This is a genomic window from Streptomyces sp. SID8374 (assembly GCF_009865135.1).
Classification (GTDB): domain Bacteria; phylum Actinomycetota; class Actinomycetes; order Streptomycetales; family Streptomycetaceae; genus Streptomyces.
On the sequence record NZ_WWGH01000001.1, the window covers coordinates 3,633,752 to 3,652,972 of the forward strand.

Here is a 19,221-nt window from a genome sequence, read left to right on the forward strand (position 1 = left end):
CTGCGGGATGTCAGCCGTGGTCGTCCTGTCTTCCGTACGTTCGGGGGTGGGGGGCCAAGGCCCCTAAGCAGCCACCGAATCAGAGAACGTGCGGGCTCCTCCTCCTCGCCCGGAAGACGCTGGTGGCCATCGGCGCCCCGCCATCAGGACCCGGGTCGTGCACGGTGTCCGAATCGATCAGGTCGAACCCGTGCTCGTCCAGCAGCGTCGTCCATACCGTGGATTCCAGGACCCATCGCTGCATGGTGCCGGGACTGCCGTCAGGCATGCGGGCCGGGATGTCGGCGGGCCGGCACTCCGTCTCGGGTGGAGCGCCCGTTCGGTAGTGGGCGAGAGTGGAGAACACCAGGGTGCCGCCTGGTCGGAGCGCAACTGCGGCTGCCGGGAGCAAGGCTTGTGGGTCGCTGAAGTCGAGTGCGCCGAAGACGCTGTAGGCGACGTCGAGACTGGACGGGTGGCCCTGGAGGTGGGCGGCAGCGTCTTCGTGGACGAAGTCCAGGCGGGGCACTGCTTCGTAGAAGCCGCAGCTGCGGCTGTGCTGCGCGGCGGAGCTGTCGATCGCGATGACGTGTGCCGCTTTCAACTCGGTCGCCACATAGGCGGCCTGATGACCGGCTCCGGCGCCCAGTTCCGCGACCGTACGACCCGCTAGGTCGCCCAGCAGTTCATCGCCCGGTCCCATGCGCTGGTACCAGTCCCAGTACAGGCGGCCAACAGTGCGACGCCCGTTCGAGGAGGTTCCGTAGTGATGCCAGCGGTCGAGGACGTCTGCCGGGGAGGACGAGGTCGAAGTCACGGCCCATATCTTGGCCTGCCCATCGCAGCCGCCGCAGCGGCCTCACAGCATTCACCCGTACGCGTGCGGGTCTCGCGGGGAACTGACAGGTCCGCTGCTCCCGCGAACCCGGGTGTCCAGGACTGCGGTCATTGGGGCAGCGTCCTCCGGGTCGGCCCCCGGCCGGGAGTCGTCGTACATTCCGCGTCGGTCCCGCGCTCGTCCACCCCTACGACGCATAGCCTTCCATATTTATCTCAGTTTTCTTGCCTGTAGGCGCTATTTATCTGCACAAACCTTGCCTCTGCTGGCCTACAGCAAGGATGTGCGGGCACTTTGTGGTGCGAAAGTTGCCTACCAAGCCGGACAGCGCGACGACTCCCTGGGCCCAGCCCGCAGCCCCGGCCTCCAGCCGCGAGCGGAGACCAGCCCGCCAGCGCCGAGCCCCTCCTGAGTAGCAGGTTTAGCAGACTTTCCTTGCCCTCAGGTGGAAATTTATAGATTATCCTTGCCTCTAGCGGCTCTCAAACGGCACAAAAGGACATTTAGAGCATGAAAGTTGCCCCCCAGGCGTCGCCCGCCGGGACGCTGGAGTTCGGCACGAGTGGCTCGCGGAGTCGGCAGGTCAAAGCCGGCCGAGCTGTCAGGCTCGCGCCGGCCATCTATGCGGTAGGGGCAACGCTTCCTCCGGAGACCGTCGCCCGCAAGCACCTCAACGCGATCGTTGCGCGCCTCTGGCCTGGTGCCGTGATCTCGGACCGCTCTGCCTTCGCCGGTGGTCAACCCGACGAAGGCTGGCTGTTCATTCGTCACCCCGACCCCCAGCGTCGCGCAGATCTCGTGCTGCCGGGGGTGACCGTCACCGTCCAGGACGGCCCGGGTCCCCTCCCGGGGGACATGCCCATGCCCGAAGGCTTGCACCTGTCGGGCGTGGCTCGTGGACTCGTGGAGAACGTCACGGGCCGCGGCCGGCCACCCGTAGGGCGGCCGGCACGGGCCGCCGGTACTCAGGCCGTCGAGGACCGCATCGATGCGCTGGCCCGGACAGGCGGATCCGGAAAGATCAAAAACGTCCTCGCGGAAGTAGATCTCCTGAAGGGCAGCCTGGACGCCGGAGCTGTCGAGATCGTCCGTAGCCGCCTTGCGGAACTGCTGGGTACCTTCGCCCCCACCGCCCCTGCTTCAGCACGGTTGCAGGCCCGCTTGGAAGGCGAACCCTTCGATGCACACAGGGTGGGGATGTTCGAGCGGCTTGCCGAAGGCTTGACCGCCATGCCCCCACTGCCAGCACCAGCCTTGGGCGGCTCTTCCCGGTGGGAGTGGCTGGCGTTCTTCGAGGCCTATTTCTCCAACTTCATCGAAGGCACCGAGTTCGGAGTCGAGGAAGCCCGCAGCATCGCGATCGACGGCGACATCCCCGCCGCGCGGCCCCAAGACGCTCACGATGTCGCGGCCACCTTCCGCATCCTGTCCGACCCCGCCCTCGCCGGCCGCAAGCCGATCTCAGGCAGCGACATGTTGGACCTGCTCAGAGAGCACCACCGCATCCTCATGGCCGCTCGGCCGGACAAACGCCCCGGGGAGTTCAAAGAGAAGCAGAACTACGCCGGTGGATATCAGTTCGTCGAACCGGCCCTGCTGGTCGGTACGCTCAGGCGCGGCTTCGATGCCTTCGCTTCCGTGACCGACCCACTTCAGCGGGCCGCAGCCATGATGTTCTTGATCACCGAGTGTCACCCCTTCGACGACGGCAACGGTCGCGTGGCCCGCATCATTGCCAACGCCGAGCTCACTGCCACCGGGCAGGTGCGGCTCATCATCCCCACGGTGTACCGCAACAACTACCTCGCAGGGCTGTCCTCCGTCAGCAACGAAGCCGGCCGAGGCGAAGCCTTCCTCTCTGTTCTCCGCTTTGCTCAACGCTGGGTCGCTGCGGTCGATTGGAGGAGCTTCGACCAGGCCCACGCCGATATCACCGAGACGTTCGGGTACAACGACCCGGCGCTGGCCGAATCCTCCGGCCTCCGCCTGCGCCTGCCCGGCTCGTAGAAGCAGCCCCTCAGCACCCGCCCCGCTCCCGCCCCACCGAATACAGATGGCTGTCCCGGAACTGCTCCGCCCCCAGCGTCCGCCCCACCATGATGACCGCCGTCCTGATCACCCCCGCCGACTTCACCTGCTCCGCGATCGAGTCCAGGGGGCCCCGCAGTACGATCTCGTCCGGGCGGGACGCCATCGCGACCACCGCTGTCGGGCAGTCCGCGCCGTAGTGCGGGGTCAGTTCCTCCACCACGCGGTCCACGTAGCGGGCCGCCAGGTGGAGGACGATCAGGGCGCCGCTGCGGCCCAGGGTGGCCAGGTCCTCGCCTTCCGGCATGGCCGTGGCGCGCTGGGCGATGCGGGTCAGGATCACCGTCTGGCCCACCGTCGGGACCGTCAGCTCGCGCTTCAGGGCCGCGGCCGCCGCGGCGAACGCGGGGACGCCGGGGACCACCTCGTACGGGATGTCCGCCTCGTCCAGGCGCTTCATCTGCTCGTTCACCGCGCTGAACACCGACGGGTCGCCCGAGTGCAGCCGCGCCACGTCGTGGCCGTCCGCGTGGGCCCGTACGAGCTCCTCGGTGATCTGGTCGATGTCCAGGTTCGCCGTGTCGATCAGGCGGGCGTCCGGCGGGCACTCCGCCAGCAGCTCCACCGGGACCAGGCTGCCCGCGTACAGGCAGACCGGGCTGGCGGCGAGCAGTCTCGCGCCGCGCACCGTGATCAGGTCGGCCGCGCCCGGGCCCGCGCCGATGAAGTACACCGTCATGTTCGATCTCCTGGGGCTGGGAATGGGGCTGGGGCTGAGGGTTTGCGTACGGACCACTGCGTCACCGGCATCGCCTGGCGCCAGCCCGTGAATCCGCCCACCGGGACCGCGTGCGCCACCGCGAGCCGGGTCAACTCACCGCCGTACGACCGGTATCGCTCGGCCAGCAGCGCCTCCGACTCCAGCGTCACCGTGTTCGCCACCAGCCGGCCACCCGGCCGCAGCGCCTCCCAGCACGCGTCCAGCAGGCCCGGTGCCGTCAGGCCGCCGCCGATGAACACCGCGTCCGGAGGCGGGAGTTCCGAAAGGGACGAAGGGGCCGGGCCCGTGACGACCTTCAGGCCCGGGACTCCCAGGCGGTCCGCGTTCCTCGCGATCCGGTCCGCCCTCGCCGGGTCCCTCTCCACGCTCACCGCCCGGCAGGAAGCGTGCGTACGCATCCACTCGATCGCGATCGAGCCGGAGCCGCCCCCCACGTCCCACAGCAGTTCCCCGGGCGCGGGCGCCAGCGCCCCGAGCGTGGCGGCCCTGATGTGGCGCTTGGTGAGCTGGCCGTCGTGTTCGTACGCCTCGTCCGGCAGGCCCGGTACGGCGCCGAGCCGCAGCGCGTCCGCCGATGCCACGCAGTCGATGGCGATGACGTTCAGGCGGTCCCCGGGAGCGTGCGCCCAGCTCTCCGCGACGCCGTCCACGTACGCCTCCGCCTCGCTGCCCAGCTGTTCCAGCACCCGCATGCGGCTCGGGCCGAAGCCGTGCGCCGTGAGCAGGGCCGCCACCGTCGCGGGCGTCGAAGCGTCCGCGCTCAGGGCCAGCAGCCTCCGGCCCTCGTGGAGGGAGACGGCCAGGCGGGACACCGGACGGCCCACCAGCGTCACGACCTCCGTGTCCTCCAAGGGCCAGCCGAGGCGCGCGCAGGCGTACGAGACCGAGGACGGGTGTGGCAGGACGTGCAGGCCCTCCGGGCCCAGCTCCTCCGCCAGCGCGCGCCCGATCCCGTAGAACATCGGGTCCCCGCTCGCCAGCACCGCGATCCGGCGCTCCCGGTGCTCGGCCAGCAGCCGGGGTACGGCGGGGCGCAGCGGTGACGGCCACGCCACCCGTACGCCCGCGCACTCCGGCGGCAGCAGCTCCAGCTGACGCGCCCCGCCGATCAGCACCTCCGCCTCCCGCAGCGCCTCCCGCGCCCCGCCCGACAGGCCGGACCAGCCGTCCGCGCCGATCCCCACGACGGAGACGGGCGGCGGGGGCAGGGCTGGGGATGGGGACACGGGCCGGGACCTCGTCGTGGGGAAGGGGCGGAAGGGACGCGCAACAAGCGGAAACGAGACGCAACGAGCGGAAACTGGACGCAGCCGAACCTTACTGAACGTCCCGTTCCGACCCCTCCAGCGGGTGAATCCCGAAAAGAACCGCGAAAGAACCGCGCGTCGTGTCGAGAACCCCGGCCCGGCCCCGACGTCCCCTGTGTAAGCGGAGAAGAGGGAACCGAGAGCTCGCTACAGGAGGCGACGGTCATGAAGTATCTGGTGATGGTCCAGGGCAGCCAGAAGGACTACGAAGCGCAGGCCGGCAAGGGGTCGCCCGACAGTCCGGTCTGGGACGAGAAGGCCATGCAGGCGATGTTCGCCCACATGGGCAGCATCAACGACGACCTCGCCGAGTCGGGCGAGCTGGTGTGCGCGTACGGGCTCACGGAGCCCGCGCAGGGGCGGGCCGTGAGCGTCGACGCCGAGGGGCGGCCGGTGGTGTCGGACGGGCCGTACAGCGAGACGAAGGAGCTGCTCGCCGGGTTCTGGATCCTCGAATGCGAGAGCCTGGAGAGGGTGACCGAGATCGCCGCCCGCGTGACACGCTGTCCGCAGCCGGCCGGGGCGCCCGAGTACCCGGTGCTCATCCGGACCATCGGTGGCGGGATCGACTAGGAGCAACCGCTGAAGGCGGACCGTACGAACGACGACCACGACATCGAGGACCTGCTGCGCCGCCACGCGCCGCAGGTCCTCGGCGCGCTCGTCCGCCGGTACGGGCACTTCGACCCGGCCGAGGACGCCGTCCAGGAGGCCCTGATCGCGGCCGCCGGGCAGTGGCCCGAGGACGGGGTGCCGGAGAATCCGCGCGGCTGGCTGATCCGGGTCGCCTCCCGGCGCCTCACCGACCGGTTGCGCAGCGACGAGGCCCGTCGGCGGCGGGAGGAGACCGTGGCCGCCCTCACCCCGGCCGACGCGTTCGTCGCCCCGCCGCCCGGGGAAGGCCCCACCGGGCTGGGTGGCCGGGCGCCCTCCGAGGACGACACCCTCACCCTCCTCTTCCTCTGCTGCCACCCCGCCCTCTCCCCCGCCGCCCAGATCGCCCTCACCCTCCGCGCGGTCGGCGGGCTCACCACGGCGGAGATCGCCCGCGCCCACCTGGTGGAGGAGGCGACGATGGCGCAGCGGATCAGCCGGGCGAAGCGGGCGGTGCGGGGCGCGGAGTTCCGGGCGCCGGAGCCGGAGGACCGGGACCGGCGGCTCGCGGCCGTGCTCCAGGTCCTCTACCTGATCTTCAACGAGGGGTACACCGCCACCGCAGGACCCGAGCTGCACCGCACCGACCTGGCCCGCGAGGCGATCCGGCTCACCCGTGCCGTACGCCGGCTCCTCCCCCAGGAAGGGCGCGTGACCGGGCTGCTGGCGCTCATGGTCCTCACCGAGGCGCGTGCTCCGGCGCGCACCGGGCCCGACGGCGAGCTGATCCCCCTCGACGAACAGGACCGGGCCCTCTGGGACCGTACGGCCATCGCCGAAGGCACCGCACTGGCCGAGGAGGCGCTCGCCCAGGGGCCCGCCGGGGACTACCAGCTCCAGGCCGCCATCGCCGCCCTGCACGACGAGGCCGAGCGCGCCGAGGACACCGACTGGCCGCAGATCCTCGCCCTGTACGAGCTCCTTGTGCACCGCACCCCCGACCCCGCCGCCGCGCTGGGCCGGGCGGTCGCGGTGGCCATGGTGCACGGGCCGCGGGCGGGGCTGGCGGAGGTCGACGCGCTGGCGGGGGCGGGGGCTGGCGTAGGGGCAGGGGCGGGAGCGGGGCGCTATCGCCTTGATGCCGTACGCGCCCATCTCCTGGAGCGGGCGGGGGAGTTGGACGCCGCACGGGTCGCCTATCGCGCGGCCGCCGAGGGGACGCTGAGTGAGCCCGAGGCCCGCTACCTACGGGCGCGGGCGGACCGGCTGGTTCCGTAGCGCCCGCACACCGGCCGCTCCCTCAGCGCCCGGACGACAGCGGCCGCTCCCGTAGCGCCCGTACGACACCCGATGGCCCCGGGACGCCCTCGCACCGGCTCGTCCCGGAGCGCCCGCGCCCGATCACGTACGCCCACGTCACGCCCCTGAACACATGCGGCAACGCCACTCACCCGATCACGTACGGCAACACCCTCGCCCGATCACGTACGGCATCACGTACAGCGACATCACGAGCACGCACGCGTACCCCCTTCAGCCGAAGCCCGCAGAGCCATCGGCGCGACTGGAGTCGCCGTCGGCGCCCGCCCTCGCGATCATCGGAAGTATGACCAAGAGTGACAGCGGCAAGGACATCACCCTGCGGATCGCCCAGCAGCCGGCCGCGGACGAGCTCCTCGCCCGCAGCCCCCTCGCCGCCCTCGTCGGCATGCTGCTGGACCAACAGGTCCCGATGGAGTGGGCGTTCACCGGCCCGTACACGCTGGCGGAGCGGATGGGCTCGGACGACCTCGACGCGGCGGAGATCGCCGCGTACGGCCCCGAGGCCTTCACCTCCCTCTTCACCACCAAACCGGCCCTCCACCGCTACCCCGGCTCCATGGCCCAGCGGGTCCAGCAGCTGTGCCAGTACCTGGTGGCGGAGTACGAGGGGGACGCGAGCGCGGTGTGGCGGGACGCGGGCACCGGGGAGGAGCTGCTGCGGCGGCTGAACGAGCTGCCGGGGTTCGGCACCCAGAAGGCCCAGATCTTCCTGGCGCTCCTCGGCAAGCAGTTCGGCGTACGTCCCCCGGGGTGGCGGGCGGCGGCGGGGGCGTACGGGGAGGACGGGTCGCGGCGGTCGGTGGCCGACATCACCGGGCCGGAGTCGCTGGCGGAGGTACGCGCGTACAAGCAGGAGGCCAAGGCCGCGGCCAAGGCGGCGAAAGCGAAGAAGGAAACGTCCAAGGCGGCGAAAACGGTCAAGGGAACGGCGAATACGGCGAAGTCGGCCAAGGGCTCTTCCCAGGGGTGACCGGAATGCACAGTCCAGCACGCAGCCGGACAGAACACCCGGCGGAAACGATCAAAACCAGCCATAGCTGTTCCCAGGAGCCACCCCACTCGCTAGCTTTCGCAACAGCTTTCGCAGCACGTTCGTCCGTACGTCCGTCACGTCTCGACCGGAAGGACTCTTGTGCACGCAACACGTCGCAGAGCCATGGCAGTTGTGGCCGCCACCGCTCTGGCCGCACCGCTCCTCCTGGGCGCAGCCCCGAACCACGGGCATGGGCACGGGCCAGGCCATTCGAAGGGCCCCTCGAAGGAGGCGGTCAAGCTGTCCCGGGAGCTGGTGAAGAAGGCGTCCGCGCGTGACGCCTACCGCCATCTCCAGCAGTTCCAGGCGATAGCCGATTCGGCCGACGGTCACCGCGCGGCGGGATCGCTCGGCCACGATGCCTCGGCGGCGTACGTCTACCGGCAGCTCCAGCGTGCCGGGTACCAGGTCTCCTACGAGACCTTCCGCTTCCCCTACACGGAGACGCTGGCCGAAAAGCTCGCCGTGGTGTCGCCGACGCCCCGCGACGTGTCGATCAAGGCGATGACGTACACCCCGTCGACCAGGGTGGGCGGTCTGACGGCCGGGCTCGTCAACGTCCCCGTCGACGACACCTCCGGCTGCGAGGCGTCCGACTACGCCTCCGCCAACTTCACCGGCAAGATCGCGCTGATCAAGCGCGGCGGCTGCACCTTCGCCGAGAAGCAGGCGGCGGCAGCGGACGCCGGAGCGGCCGGGGCGGTCATCTACAACAACACCGAGGGCCTCCTGTCCGGCACGCTCGGCGACGCCGCGGCGGGCCGCATCCCGACCGGCGGCGTCACCCAGGAGGAGGGCGAGAAGCTCGTCGCCGACCTGGCGGCCGGCGAGGTCACGGTCTCCTTCGAGGTCCGCCAGCTCCAGGAGGAGCGCACGACCCGCAACGTCATCGCGGAGACGCGCGGCGGCAAGGCAGCGAACACCGTGGTGCTCGGCGCCCACCTCGACTCCGTCACCGAGGGCCCCGGCATCAACGACAACGGCTCCGGCTCCGCCGGCCTCCTCGATGTCGCCCTGAAACTGGCCCAGTCGAAGAGCAAGCCCGCCAACAAGGTCCGGTTCGCCTGGTGGTCGGCCGAGGAGAACGGCCTGCTCGGCTCGGAGGCGTACGTCGCCGGGCTCTCCGAGAAGCAGCGCGGGCAGATCAAGCTCTACCTGAACTTCGACATGATCGCCTCGCCCAACGGCGTCCAGTTCGTCTACGACGGCGACGACTCCGACGGCGTCGGCGCGGGCCCCGGCCCGGAGGGCTCCGCCCAGCTGGAGCGGGACATCAACAAGTTCCTCGACAGCAAGGGCAAGAAGCACGAGGGCACGGACTTCACCGGCCGCTCGGACTACGGGCCGTTCATCGAGGTGGGCGTCCCCTCCGGCGGTACGTTCACGGGCGCCGAGGGCATCAAGACGGCGGCCCAGGCCCGCGTCTACGGCGGGGAGGCGGGGGTCGCCTACGACGCGTGCTACCACGCGGCCTGCGACAACCTCAGCAACATCGACATGCGGCACTTCGACGTCAACATCGACGTGATCGCCAACGCGGTCGGCACGTACGCCCACGACCTGCGCTCGCTGACCCGTCCGGTCACCCCGGCTCCCAGCACCGGCACGCCGGGCAGCGGCGGCGGCCTGCACGACGGCCACGGCCACGAGGTCACGGAGTAGGCCAGGTCGACCACGTGACGGAGTAGGGCCTACGTCATGGAGTAGGGCACGCGTCACGGAGTAGGACGACGTCGACCGCGTGACGGAGTAGGGCACGCGTGACGGAGTAGGGCACGCGTCATCAGCCCGAAGAGGGTGGCACAGCGCGGCCCCGCGGGAGGGATCTCCTGCGGGGCCGTCGTACGCCGGGAACGGAACCTCAGTCGGTGAGGACGTCCTTGACCTTCTCCTTGGCCTGGCGGGCGTCGCCCTTGACCTGGTCCGCCCGGCCCTCGGCCGTCAGACGCTCATTGCCCACGGCACGCCCGGCCGCTTCCTTGACCTTGCCCTTGGCCTGCTCGGTCTTGGCCTGGGCCTTCTCATCAGCAGCCATGCCACTCACACCCTGACTTCTCGACAATGTCTCCCCCGCCGCCTGACCCGCTCCGTCCCGTTCAAACCCGCCGGAGCCCGTACCGGCACCGGACCGGCCGAGCGAGAGCGCCCCACCGGTGCGGCGAAACCTCAGCTCGGCGGCGCCCCCGGCGCGGGGGATCACAGACCGGTCGCGGGGGTCACAGACCGGTGATGTCCCGTGCCTTCTTCAGCGCGGAGCCGATCGAGTCCACAGCGGCACCGCGCCGCTTCGCCCGCGACGCGACGTCCGGCGGCACCAGCCGCTCGGCGGTCCGCACGGCATGGGCATCCGGGTCCCCGTAAACGGTCTGCGGGCTCTCTCCCCTGTCCGCGCAGTGCGTCGTGACCTCCTTGACCGCCCTGGAGCACCACGGCCCGGTCCACGCCCGGCTGCATGGCCAGCCGTACCTGGAAGCGCGCCATCCACTTCTCGCGGGCCTTCTCCTCCGCCGCGTCCGTTGTCCGGTCCTTACTGGCCACGCGCCCTCCCGGGTGGTAGACGGCCTCCGACACCAGATCAGACGCGTGAACAACGGAAAGGGTTCACAGGCCCGGGGGGCAAGAGGGCAGGAGGACAGGAGGCAGGAAGCTTCGGGTACGAAGGGTTCCCTGGCTGCGCCCGGCACCCCTTGCCCGGTAGGCTTTCCGTGTGATCTTCAAGCGCATCGGAAATGGGAAGCCATACCCCGACCACGGCCGGGAAAGCACCCGACAGTGGGCGGATGTCGCGCCGCGTCCGGTTCGCCTGGACCAGCTCGTGACCACCAAGGGCCAGCTGGACCTGGAGACCCTCCTCGCCGAGGACTCCACGTTCTACGGGGACCTCTTCGCCCACGTCGTGAAGTGGCAGGGCGATCTGTACCTGGAGGACGGGCTGCACCGGGCGGTCCGCGCCGCGCTCCAGCAGCGCCAGGTGCTGCACGCACGCGTCCTCGACCTGGGCTGACGCCGTCGCGTCCCCCGCGCACCCGTGCGTATCACCCTCATAACGACCGCTCCAGCGGTCGCACGTGAATTCGGGCCTTTCGGGTGCTTTCGCGCTCATCCGGGTGCCATACGTTGATCATTTAGTACGCGGCATCACCGGGTCGCACTACGCTGCCTCCATGAGCATGCTCACTCCCCCCGGCATGGGCGGAAAGTACCGCATCACGGGCGACACCTACCCCCGCATGCGCCGCCCCCGGAACCGCCGCAGGATCGTCCTAGCGGGCGTCTCGGCCGTGGTGGCCCTCGGCCTGGCCGGTTGGGGAACGCTCCAGCTCATCGACGTCTTCACCGGCGGCGACCAGAGCGCCAGCGCCGCCGGCCATCAGCGCGACTGCCCGACCCCGAAGCCCGTGGCCCCCGCCAAGGCGCTGCCGAAGCCGGCCGGGATCAAGGTCAACGTCTACAACGCGACGACCCGCAGCGGTCTCGCCAAGTCCGCCGCCGACGAGCTGAAGAAGCGCGGGTTCACCATCGGCGAGGTGGGGAACGCCCCGGAGGCGTACGACAAGAAGGTCCCCGGCCCCGGAGTGCTGCTCGGCGCCCCGACCGCGGCGGACGGCAGCTTCACCGTGCTCGGCACGCAGCTGCCGGGCACGGTGCAGAAGACCGACGGCCGCAAGACGGCGGAGGTCGACCTGATCCTCGGCGCGAAGTTCAAGGCGTTCAGCACCCCGGCCGAGGCGACCGCCGCCATGACGGCCCTCACGAAGCCGTCCCCGGCGCCGTCCGGCTCCTGCGCGCCGACTCCGACGACGAAGAGCGGCTGAGCGCGGCACACGCAGCAGCGGACACACCGGTGCCCCTCCCGCAACGTACGCGCGGGAGGGGCACCGTCCTGCACTTCTCGTACGCGGGCGGCTACTCCGCCGTCCCGTACATCCGGTCTCCGGCGTCGCCGAGGCCCGGCACGATGTAGCCGTGCTCGTTGAGCCGCTCGTCGACGGAGGCGGTGACCACGGTGACAGGGGTGCCCGCCAGCTCGCGCTCCATCACCTCGACGCCCTCGGGCGCCGCGAGGAGGACGACCGCGGTGACGTCGTCGGCGCCGCGCTTGATCAGCTCGCGGATGGCGGCGACGAGGGTGCCGCCGGTGGCCAGCATCGGGTCGAGGACGTAGACCTGGCGGCCGGAGAGGTCCTCGGGCATCCGGGTCGCGTACGTCTCCGCCTGGAGCGTCTCCTCGTTGCGGATCATGCCGAGGAAGCCCACTTCGGCGGTGGGCAGCAGCCGCACCATGCCGTCCAGCATGCCGAGACCGGCGCGCAGGATCGGGACGACGAGGGGCCGGGGGTGCGAGAGCTTGACGCCCGTCGTGGGGGTCACCGGGGTCTCGATGTCGACCTGCTCGGTACGCACATCCCGGGTGGCCTCGTAGGCGAGAAGGGTGACCAGCTCGTCGGCGAGGCGCCGGAAGGTCGGGGAGTCGGTGCGCTTGTCGCGCAGCGTGGTCAGTTTGTGCGCCACCAGCGGGTGGTCGACGACGTGGATCCGCATGCGTCAACAGTAACCGCGCCTTCCGCCACTCTGCGCTGGCATCAACCACCTGTTCGGGGGGAAGGTGGGGGCATACGGACCCAGCATTGGGGTGGTGTGTCGTGTCGATGGCGGACGGGGAACAGCCGCGTGACCCGGGCTCACGCGGAGTGAGCGATGTGCGCGACACGACGGGCGGCGCGCGCGACGCGCGCGAGCCGCAGGGCGTGACGGGTGACATGACCGACGCGCAGGAGAGTGACGCGGCCAGGCGCCGGCGGCGCGCCCAGTTCCTCCGTGAGCTCCATGAGGCCAAGCAGCTACGGGACCGGGTGCAGCCGCGCCGGGCCCGTGCCGCCCGTATGCGGCAACAGATGCGGATGCGTACGTTCCGCTGGTGAAGCCGCCCCGTACCACCGGCGCACTCCCCCGCTGATCGGGTCTCCCGCCGGTCGCGTCAGGGAGAGGGCCGACCAGGCACTCCTGGAACTGATGGCCGACGCAACGGTCGAAGAGGTCTCGCTCGGCGCTTGTTTCTGCCACGATGCCGATTGGGCGGGGCTCAGAGCAGACGGATTTGCCCGTCTGCCCTCCCGTCGGACCGATTCACCTATGACCAGTGGGAGAGTCACGGTGTACTTCGCCGCACTGCTCGCGCGCACCGAAGACGGGTGGGAAGCGAGCGATACAGAGCTCGACGATGTGGAGACCCTGTCCGACCTGACGGATCTGGCCCAGGAGGCCTCGGTGGACGAGGACACGGTCCTGGTCTACATCGAGCAGGAGGACGCCTGGTTCGGCATCCTCCGGGTGGACGGTGAGGAGGACCCCCGTATCTACGTCTCGGACGCGTCCGCCGCCGCCCGCTCCTCGTACGGGGAGATCCTGCTCACCGACGAACTGCTCGGCCGCGAACCAGGGGCCGAGGTCGAGATCGCCGCGCTGGAAGAGCTCGTCGACCTCGACGGCACGGAGGACGACGACCCGGACGGCCCGGCCCGCCCCGCGTCCTCCTCCTCGACGACCACCGACCGGACCACCGCCCCCGACGCGGGTACGGACTCCGATCCCGACTCCGACTCCGTACCGGCGGGCCCGATCGGCGAGCTGGGCATCCTCGCCGACTTCGGGGTCTCCGAGAAGGACCTGCTGACGCTGCGAACCGACGCGCTGACGGAGATCGCCGACGCGCTGGGAGCGGCCGAGGTCCTGGAGGCGGTCCGCTAGGGGGTGTCCGGCGGTCATATCGCCGGACACCCTTCCCGCCTCCCCACCTGGCAGGGCACCCTTCCGCACCGGGTTGGGCCGGACCGCTCAGCTTCCCGCACCGGCCGGGCACCCTTCCCGCACCGGGCCGGGCGCCCTTCCGGCTTCCCGCACCGGGCCGGGCCACTCACCCTCCGGCTCCCGCCCCGGCCCGTTTCCGTCCCCTCTCCTACCCGTCCGTTAAGGTCCGCGGGTGACCGCACGACCGCCGGACCCTTCCCCCCGGCCCACCCCGGATCCCGTACGCGCACCTGAGCCCGACCCCGTACGCGATCCGTGGCAGGCCCCGATGCGCCGCGCCCTGGCCGAGGCCGAGCGGGCGGCGTCGGCCGGTGACGTTCCGGTCGGCGCCGTCGTCCTCGGCCCCGACGGCACCGAGCTGGCCGCCGCCCACAACGAGCGCGAGGCCACCGGCGACCCGACCGCGCACGCCGAGATCCTGGCCCTGCGCCGGGCGGCCGAAGCGGTCGGTGAGTGGCGCCTGACCAACTGCACGCTGGTGGTCACCCTGGAGCCCTGCACGATGTGCGCGGGCGCCCTGGTCCAGTCCCGGGTGGCCCGGGTCGTCTACGGAGCCCGCGACGAGAAGGCGGGCGCGGCCGGCTCCCTCTGGGACGTCATCCGCGACCGCCGCCTGAACCACCGCCCCGAGGTCATCGCGGGGGTCCTGGAGGACGACTGCGCGACCCAGCTGACGGCGTTCTTCCGCACGCTCTGAGGACGTACGCCCCCGCCTCCGGGAACCGATTTCTGTGCACGCCCCGGGATGGTCTAAGCTCTCTCTCGGTAGCGTGTCCGAGCGGCCGAAGGAGCTCGCCTCGAAAGCGAGTGTGGCGTAACCCGTCACCGTGGGTTCAAATCCCACCGCTACCGCTTCTGACGCCCCCTTGATCCGCGGAAACGCGATCAAGGGGGCGTTCTGCGTCTACGGCGCCGAAGTCAGGTCGGGGGAAGCGGCGCCGGGGGGACAGGCCGCTTCCCCCGATGAGAACAGGGCCTCCCGGTCGGCCGCCGCGGTCAGGGGGAAGTCGCGCGGCGGTGACCCCGTGGTGAGGCCTGTTCCGGGCCCTCCGGTTCCTGCCAGGGCCGGAGGGCCCGGGTTCCATCCTGCCGGGGCGCAGAAGCCGTACCGGCGGGCAAAAGGCCTCGATGGGCAGGGCCTAGGTCCTTAAAGGGCGCATCAGTGATCGAGAGCAGCCCCTGGATACGGCCATACGTGCGGATACAATCTGCCGATCGCACGCGGGGTCCAGCGGGGTCTACGGGGAGGCAAGGGCAGTGGCGCAAGCGAAGAAGATCGCGCTCTACATATTGGTGGTCTTCGTGCTGTACTCGATCATCACCTCTCCCAAACGGTCCGCCGAGCTCGTGGGGGTGGGGTTCGAAGGCGTCTCCAGCGCTGCTCAGAGCGTCGGCGACTTCATGACCGAACTGGTGAAGTAGCGAAGCAGTAGGGGTATCGATGATCCGTCACCTTGTTCTTTTCAAGCTCAACGACGGCGTCGAGAGGGACGATCCGCGGGTCGTCGCCGGGGACCGCGCCTTCCGGGAGCTGGAGGGGCAGGTCCCGGAGCTGGAGTTCTGGGAGTGCGCCTGGAACATCACCGACCGGCCGATCGCGTACGACTACGCCATCAACTCCGCCGTCGCCGACGAGGACGCCCTCAAGCGCTACATCGAGCACCCGGCCCACCAGGCCGCCGCGGGTCAGTGGCGTGAATTCGCCACTTGGGTGATCGCGGACTATCCCTTCTGATCCGTTCCGGACCCTCCTGCGTGCAGATGCGGGAGCCGTTACGACCGACCCCTCGCCGTTCAGGCGAGGGGTTTCTCTGTCCCGTTTAAACCTCTATGACCTCAACACGGCACTTTGCGGTGCTTGCACACAGTGGACATGTCTTGTGATGCTATGACCGCTTTTGACGGATGAGTTGACCGTAGTTGACCGCGAAGGGGTGGCGTCACCGTGCCGGCCAGTACAGCGCCTCAAGTGCCTCCCCAGTCCGTCCAGCCATCCCCGGCGGCCGTCCAGGCCGCCCAGGCCACTTCCCAGGCCGCCACCTCGCAGGCCACTTCCCCGGGCACCCCCCAGACCGCCCCCCAGGGCGTCCAGGCCGCCCCGGCCGAGGAGATCCAGACCGAGACCCCGGACCCCACCACCCCGCCCGCCAGGACCCGCGGGGCGGACACCAGGGCCCTCACCCAGGTCCTCTTCGGGCAGCTCAAGAACCTGGAGCCCGGCACCCCGGAACACGGCCGCGTCCGGGCCGCCCTCATCGAGGCGAACCTGCCCCTCGTCCGGTACGCCGCCGCGCGCTTCCGGAGCCGTAACGAGCCCATGGAGGACGTCGTCCAGGTCGGCACCATCGGCCTGATCAACGCGATCGACCGCTTCGACCCGGAACGCGGCGTCCAGTTCCCCACGTTCGCGATGCCCACCGTCGTCGGCGAGATCAAGCGCTACTTCCGCGACAACGTCCGCACCGTCCACGTCCCCCGCCGGCTGCACGAGCTCTGGGTCCAGGTCACCGGAGCCACCGAGGACCTGACGACGGCTCACGGGCGCTCCCCCACCACCGCCGAGATCGCCGAGCGGCTGAAGATCTCCGAGGACGAGGTGCTCGCCTGCATCGAGGCGGGGCGCTCGTACCACGCCACCTCCCTGGAGGCGGCCCAGGAGGGCGACGGGCTGCCCGGCCTCCTCGACCGGCTCGGCTACGAGGACCCCGCGCTCGCCGGTGTCGAACACCGCGACCTCGTACGCCACCTCCTCGTCCAGCTCCCCGAGCGCGAGCAGCGCATCCTCCTCCTGCGCTACTACAGCAACTTGACCCAGTCTCAGATCAGCGCCGAACTGGGCGTCTCCCAGATGCATGTGTCAAGGCTTCTGGCCAGAAGTTTCGCCCGACTGAGGTCCGCAAACAGGATCGAGGCATAACCGGAACGGGTAGACCCTGAAGAGAGCAGTTCTGACGGCGTAAAAGGCTCACACCCCTTGTTTCCAGGGCAGATTCGGCGCTGACTTGTCGACATGTCACTACAGCGTGTTGCCGACATGTGACATTCTGCTCGAAGCGCGTTTGCCGCAGCCCCGCCTCCGGTATTCAGGTGGAGGCTGCGTTCCTCCGATGGTCGCGGCCACCGCGACCGTCCGCGACCTCAAGGGGGTGGCATGTCCGCAGAACAGGGCAGCTCGAAGGTGCTCACGCTCACGAAGAGCGTGCCGGCACCCGCCGTGCTCACCAGCTCGCCGGAAGCCATCGACACCCGCACTCTGTCCCGCTCCCTGTTCCTGCGGCTCGCCGCGCTCGGCCCCGCGTCAGGGCCCGACGGAACGGACAGTCCGGAGCGGACCTATGTGCGGGACACACTCATCGAGCTCAACCTCCCGCTGGTGCGTTACGCCGCGGCGCGGTTCCGGAGCCGTAACGAACCGATGGAGGACATCGTCCAGGTCGGCACGATCGGCCTGATCAAGGCGATCGACCGGTTCGACTGCGAACGGGGCGTGGAGTTCCCCACGTTCGCGATGCCGACCGTCGTCGGGGAGATCAAACGCTTCTTCCGCGACACCTCCTGGTCCGTACGGGTGCCCCGGCGCCTCCAGGAGCTGCGGCTCGCGCTGACGAAGACCAGCGACGAGCTCGCGCAGAAGCTGGACCGCTCCCCGACCGTGCCGGAGCTCGCCAAGGCGCTCGGGGTCTCCGAGGAGGACGTGGTCGACGGTCTCGCCGTCGGCAACGCGTACACCGCCTCCTCGCTGGACTCCCCCTCGCCCGAGGACGACGGCGGCGAGGGCTCCCTCGCCGACCGCCTGGGGTACGAGGACGCGGCGCTGGAGGGCGTGGAGTACCGGGAGTCGCTGAAGCCGCTGCTGGCCAAGCTCGCCCCGCGCGAGCGCCAGATCATCATGCTGCGGTTCTTCGCCAACATGACCCAGTCGCAGATCGGCGAGGAGGTCGGCATCTCCCAGATGCACGTCTCCCGGCTGCTCACCCGCACCCTCGCCCAGCTCAGGGAAGGGCTCATCTCCGACTGAGATCCGACTCAGCCGTCAGCCGTGGGACGTAGGACGTGAGTCCGCGCACGGGGGTTCTGATTTGACGGGGCGTCAGAGACACTGGCGCGATGCGACGTCAGATGCGTCAGACACCTCGGATACCCCGGATGCCTGAGACACCTCAGGCCCGTCACGCATGCGGGCCGCACAGTCGCCGCCGGGGCACCGCGATCGTCGCCTCGGCGGCCGCGCTGTGTCTGGGCGGTGGCCTCCTGACCGGTTGCGGGGGCGGCCCGGACGGGGACGGTTACGTGGCGGTGGGCGCGGCCGGCAGCGGTCCCGCGCGGTCCGGGGGCACCGGGCCTTCGGGGAAGGTGACCCTGGTCCCGCTGGACGGCGGGGGCGGAGGGCCGGATGGCAGCCCGAGCCCCGCAGGCCCCTCGTCGCCCGCCACCGGCCCTGACGCCGCTGATGCGGTTACGGGAGGTCCTGCGGCGCGGTCCACGGGTTCCGGGCCGACAGGCGGCGGGAGCGGGAGCGGAGCGCATACGGAGGCGCCTGGCGGGTCCGGGGCGGGCACCGGGCCCGGCGGCGCCCCGGCGCCCGCCCGGCCCGCCGATCCCGTAAAACCGTCCAAGCCGTCCGCACCGTCCGGGCCCGGCAGTGGAGCCACTCCCTCGCCCCCGGGCGCCCCCAAGCCCGGCGGCGGAGGAGGCGGTACGGCCGGTCCTCCTCCGCCCGCCGAACCCGCACCGCCCCCGCCACCACCTACACCCGCCGCGCTCAAGCTCAGCGCGCCGCAGCGTACGCCGGCGGAGAAGCGGTGGTGCGAGAAGGTGACCGTGGAGTTCCGCAACACCGGCGGCTCCCCGGCTCGTTCGGGGACCGTCACCTTCGCCACGCACATCATCGGGGCCCTGGGCGTCGACTGGGCCACCATCCGGTCCAGCCAGTCGCTGCCGACGCCCATCGCGGCCGGTGCGACGCGCTCGGAGACGTACACCGTCTGTGTGGAGTCCTGGCGCGTGCCCCTGGGGATGCGCGTCGAGACCCAGGGCGTCTCCGCCGTGTGGGAGTGAGCCCTCGACGGAGTGAACCCCGGCCGTGGAGACGCCGAACGCCCGTGGGGCGGGCAGCGGGCGCGCGTGCGCGGTTCCGCAGTCCGCCCCACGGGCGTTCAGGCCGTCGTACGACGGGGATGCCGTTGTACGTCGTTCAGTGGTCGGTGCGTCAGCCCAGTGCGAGCCACGCCACCGCGCCGAGGACGACGACGACCGCGACGATCGCCGCGATCACCCCGACTCTCGGCCCGGACGAGGTCGCGGCCGGCTGCGCCCGGCGCTGCGGCTCGCCCTCGTCGACGAAGGCGCGGAACATCTGCGTGCTGCCCGCCGGATCAGGGGTGCCCTCGGGGCCCGGCTGAGGGGCGTGGGGGTTGTGTGCCATGGGGCAGGACCCTAGCGAACTCGGGCCTTCCGCCCAACCCCCGGGCCACCTCGCACCCCGTCCGACCAGCGGCGGAGCGCGCGGAAATCGGGCTTGACCGGGACC

21 protein-coding genes and 1 tRNA gene are annotated in these 19,221 nt (G+C 70.8%); 16 read left to right on the forward strand and 6 right to left on the reverse strand.

Annotated elements, in window-relative coordinates:
- Positions 1-79 precede the first annotated feature (79 nt).
- A complete protein-coding gene (locus GTY67_RS15890; RefSeq protein ID WP_161279128.1) occupies positions 80-796 on the reverse strand; it encodes a class I SAM-dependent methyltransferase in 717 nt (238 codons plus the stop codon).
- Positions 797-1,327: 531 nt separating this feature from the next.
- Between GTY67_RS15890 and GTY67_RS15895 the strand changes: the two genes are divergently transcribed.
- Positions 1,328-2,824, forward strand: coding sequence for a Fic family protein (locus GTY67_RS15895; RefSeq protein WP_161279129.1), 1,497 nt, complete (start codon positions 1,328-1,330; stop codon positions 2,822-2,824).
- 10 nt (positions 2,825-2,834) lie between these two features.
- On the opposite strand, the gene cobM is transcribed toward GTY67_RS15895, so the two are convergent.
- Entirely contained in the window at positions 2,835-3,584 is a 750-nt protein-coding gene (gene cobM / locus GTY67_RS15900; protein WP_161279130.1) for a precorrin-4 C(11)-methyltransferase, read from the reverse strand.
- On the reverse strand, positions 3,581-4,852 hold the full coding sequence (gene cbiE / locus GTY67_RS15905; RefSeq protein WP_161279131.1) for a precorrin-6y C5,15-methyltransferase (decarboxylating) subunit CbiE: 1,272 nt from the start codon (positions 4,850-4,852) through the stop codon (positions 3,581-3,583). The genes cobM and cbiE overlap by 4 nt, the downstream gene beginning before the upstream one ends.
- 246 nt (positions 4,853-5,098) lie before the next feature.
- On the opposite strand from cbiE, the gene GTY67_RS15910 reads away from it, so the two are divergent.
- From GTY67_RS15910 to GTY67_RS15925, 4 genes are all read left to right on the forward strand, one after another.
- The gene (locus GTY67_RS15910; protein ID WP_161279132.1) at positions 5,099-5,506 is read left to right on the forward strand and encodes a YciI family protein; all 408 of its coding nucleotides are present in this window, start codon (positions 5,099-5,101) and stop codon (positions 5,504-5,506) included.
- A 9-nt stretch (positions 5,507-5,515) separates the two neighbouring features.
- Positions 5,516-6,805, forward strand: a complete 1,290-nt coding sequence (locus GTY67_RS15915) for a DUF6596 domain-containing protein (RefSeq protein ID WP_161280117.1) — start codon at positions 5,516-5,518, stop codon at positions 6,803-6,805.
- A gap of 328 nt (positions 6,806-7,133) precedes the next feature.
- Complete coding sequence (locus tag GTY67_RS15920; RefSeq protein ID WP_161279133.1) at positions 7,134-7,820, forward strand: HhH-GPD-type base excision DNA repair protein; 687 nt, start codon at positions 7,134-7,136, stop codon at positions 7,818-7,820.
- Between the two features lie 186 nt (positions 7,821-8,006).
- On the forward strand, positions 8,007-9,545 hold the full coding sequence (locus GTY67_RS15925) for a M28 family metallopeptidase (RefSeq protein WP_161279134.1): 1,539 nt from the start codon (positions 8,007-8,009) through the stop codon (positions 9,543-9,545).
- 199 nt (positions 9,546-9,744) lie between these two features.
- Here the strand turns inward: GTY67_RS15925 and GTY67_RS15930 are convergent, their stop codons facing one another.
- Complete coding sequence (locus GTY67_RS15930) at positions 9,745-9,918, reverse strand: CsbD family protein (protein WP_093686294.1); 174 nt, start codon at positions 9,916-9,918, stop codon at positions 9,745-9,747.
- Between the two features lie 672 nt (positions 9,919-10,590).
- On the opposite strand from GTY67_RS15930, the gene GTY67_RS15940 reads away from it, so the two are divergent.
- Both GTY67_RS15940 and GTY67_RS15945 read left to right on the forward strand, forming a co-directional pair.
- Positions 10,591-10,887, forward strand: a complete 297-nt coding sequence (locus tag GTY67_RS15940) for a type II toxin-antitoxin system VapB family antitoxin (RefSeq protein WP_003967677.1) — start codon at positions 10,591-10,593, stop codon at positions 10,885-10,887.
- A 184-nt stretch (positions 10,888-11,071) separates the two neighbouring features.
- Entirely contained in the window at positions 11,072-11,698 is a 627-nt protein-coding gene (locus GTY67_RS15945) for a LytR C-terminal domain-containing protein (RefSeq protein ID WP_093686296.1), read from the forward strand.
- Between the two features lie 91 nt (positions 11,699-11,789).
- Here GTY67_RS15945 and upp read toward each other — a convergent pair whose 3' ends face one another.
- Positions 11,790-12,425 (reverse strand): uracil phosphoribosyltransferase, encoded by a 636-nt coding sequence (gene upp, locus GTY67_RS15950; protein WP_018513622.1) that lies wholly within the window; start codon positions 12,423-12,425, stop codon positions 11,790-11,792.
- A 107-nt stretch (positions 12,426-12,532) separates the two neighbouring features.
- Here upp and GTY67_RS15955 point away from each other — a divergent pair, with 107 nt between their 5' ends.
- From GTY67_RS15955 to GTY67_RS35520, 9 genes are all read left to right on the forward strand, one after another.
- Positions 12,533-12,805, forward strand: a complete 273-nt coding sequence (locus GTY67_RS15955; RefSeq protein WP_202461458.1) for a hypothetical protein — start codon at positions 12,533-12,535, stop codon at positions 12,803-12,805.
- 232 nt (positions 12,806-13,037) lie between these two features.
- On the forward strand, positions 13,038-13,631 hold the full coding sequence (locus tag GTY67_RS15960) for a hypothetical protein (protein WP_093686298.1): 594 nt from the start codon (positions 13,038-13,040) through the stop codon (positions 13,629-13,631).
- Positions 13,632-13,959: 328 nt separating this feature from the next.
- Positions 13,960-14,388: a tRNA adenosine(34) deaminase TadA gene (gene tadA, locus GTY67_RS15965; protein WP_093686299.1), complete on the forward strand. Its 429-nt coding sequence runs from the start codon at positions 13,960-13,962 to the stop codon at positions 14,386-14,388.
- A gap of 67 nt (positions 14,389-14,455) precedes the next feature.
- Positions 14,456-14,543 (forward strand) — tRNA-Ser (locus GTY67_RS15970).
- Between the two features lie 405 nt (positions 14,544-14,948).
- Positions 14,949-15,113, forward strand: a complete 165-nt coding sequence (locus GTY67_RS34585) for a hypothetical protein (RefSeq protein WP_176727355.1) — start codon at positions 14,949-14,951, stop codon at positions 15,111-15,113.
- Positions 15,114-15,132: 19 nt separating this feature from the next.
- The gene (locus tag GTY67_RS15975; protein WP_065486566.1) at positions 15,133-15,426 is read left to right on the forward strand and encodes a Dabb family protein; all 294 of its coding nucleotides are present in this window, start codon (positions 15,133-15,135) and stop codon (positions 15,424-15,426) included.
- Between the two features lie 375 nt (positions 15,427-15,801).
- The gene (locus tag GTY67_RS15980) at positions 15,802-16,608 is read left to right on the forward strand and encodes an RNA polymerase sigma factor SigF (RefSeq protein ID WP_051104691.1); all 807 of its coding nucleotides are present in this window, start codon (positions 15,802-15,804) and stop codon (positions 16,606-16,608) included.
- A 234-nt stretch (positions 16,609-16,842) separates the two neighbouring features.
- Positions 16,843-17,709, forward strand: a complete 867-nt coding sequence (locus GTY67_RS15985; protein ID WP_093686301.1) for an RNA polymerase sigma factor SigF — start codon at positions 16,843-16,845, stop codon at positions 17,707-17,709.
- 797 nt (positions 17,710-18,506) lie between these two features.
- Positions 18,507-18,749, forward strand: a complete 243-nt coding sequence (locus tag GTY67_RS35520; protein WP_343238692.1) for a hypothetical protein — start codon at positions 18,507-18,509, stop codon at positions 18,747-18,749.
- 151 nt (positions 18,750-18,900) lie between these two features.
- On the opposite strand, the gene GTY67_RS15995 is transcribed toward GTY67_RS35520, so the two are convergent.
- Complete coding sequence (locus GTY67_RS15995; protein ID WP_093686303.1) at positions 18,901-19,116, reverse strand: hypothetical protein; 216 nt, start codon at positions 19,114-19,116, stop codon at positions 18,901-18,903.
- Positions 19,117-19,221 lie beyond the last annotated feature (105 nt).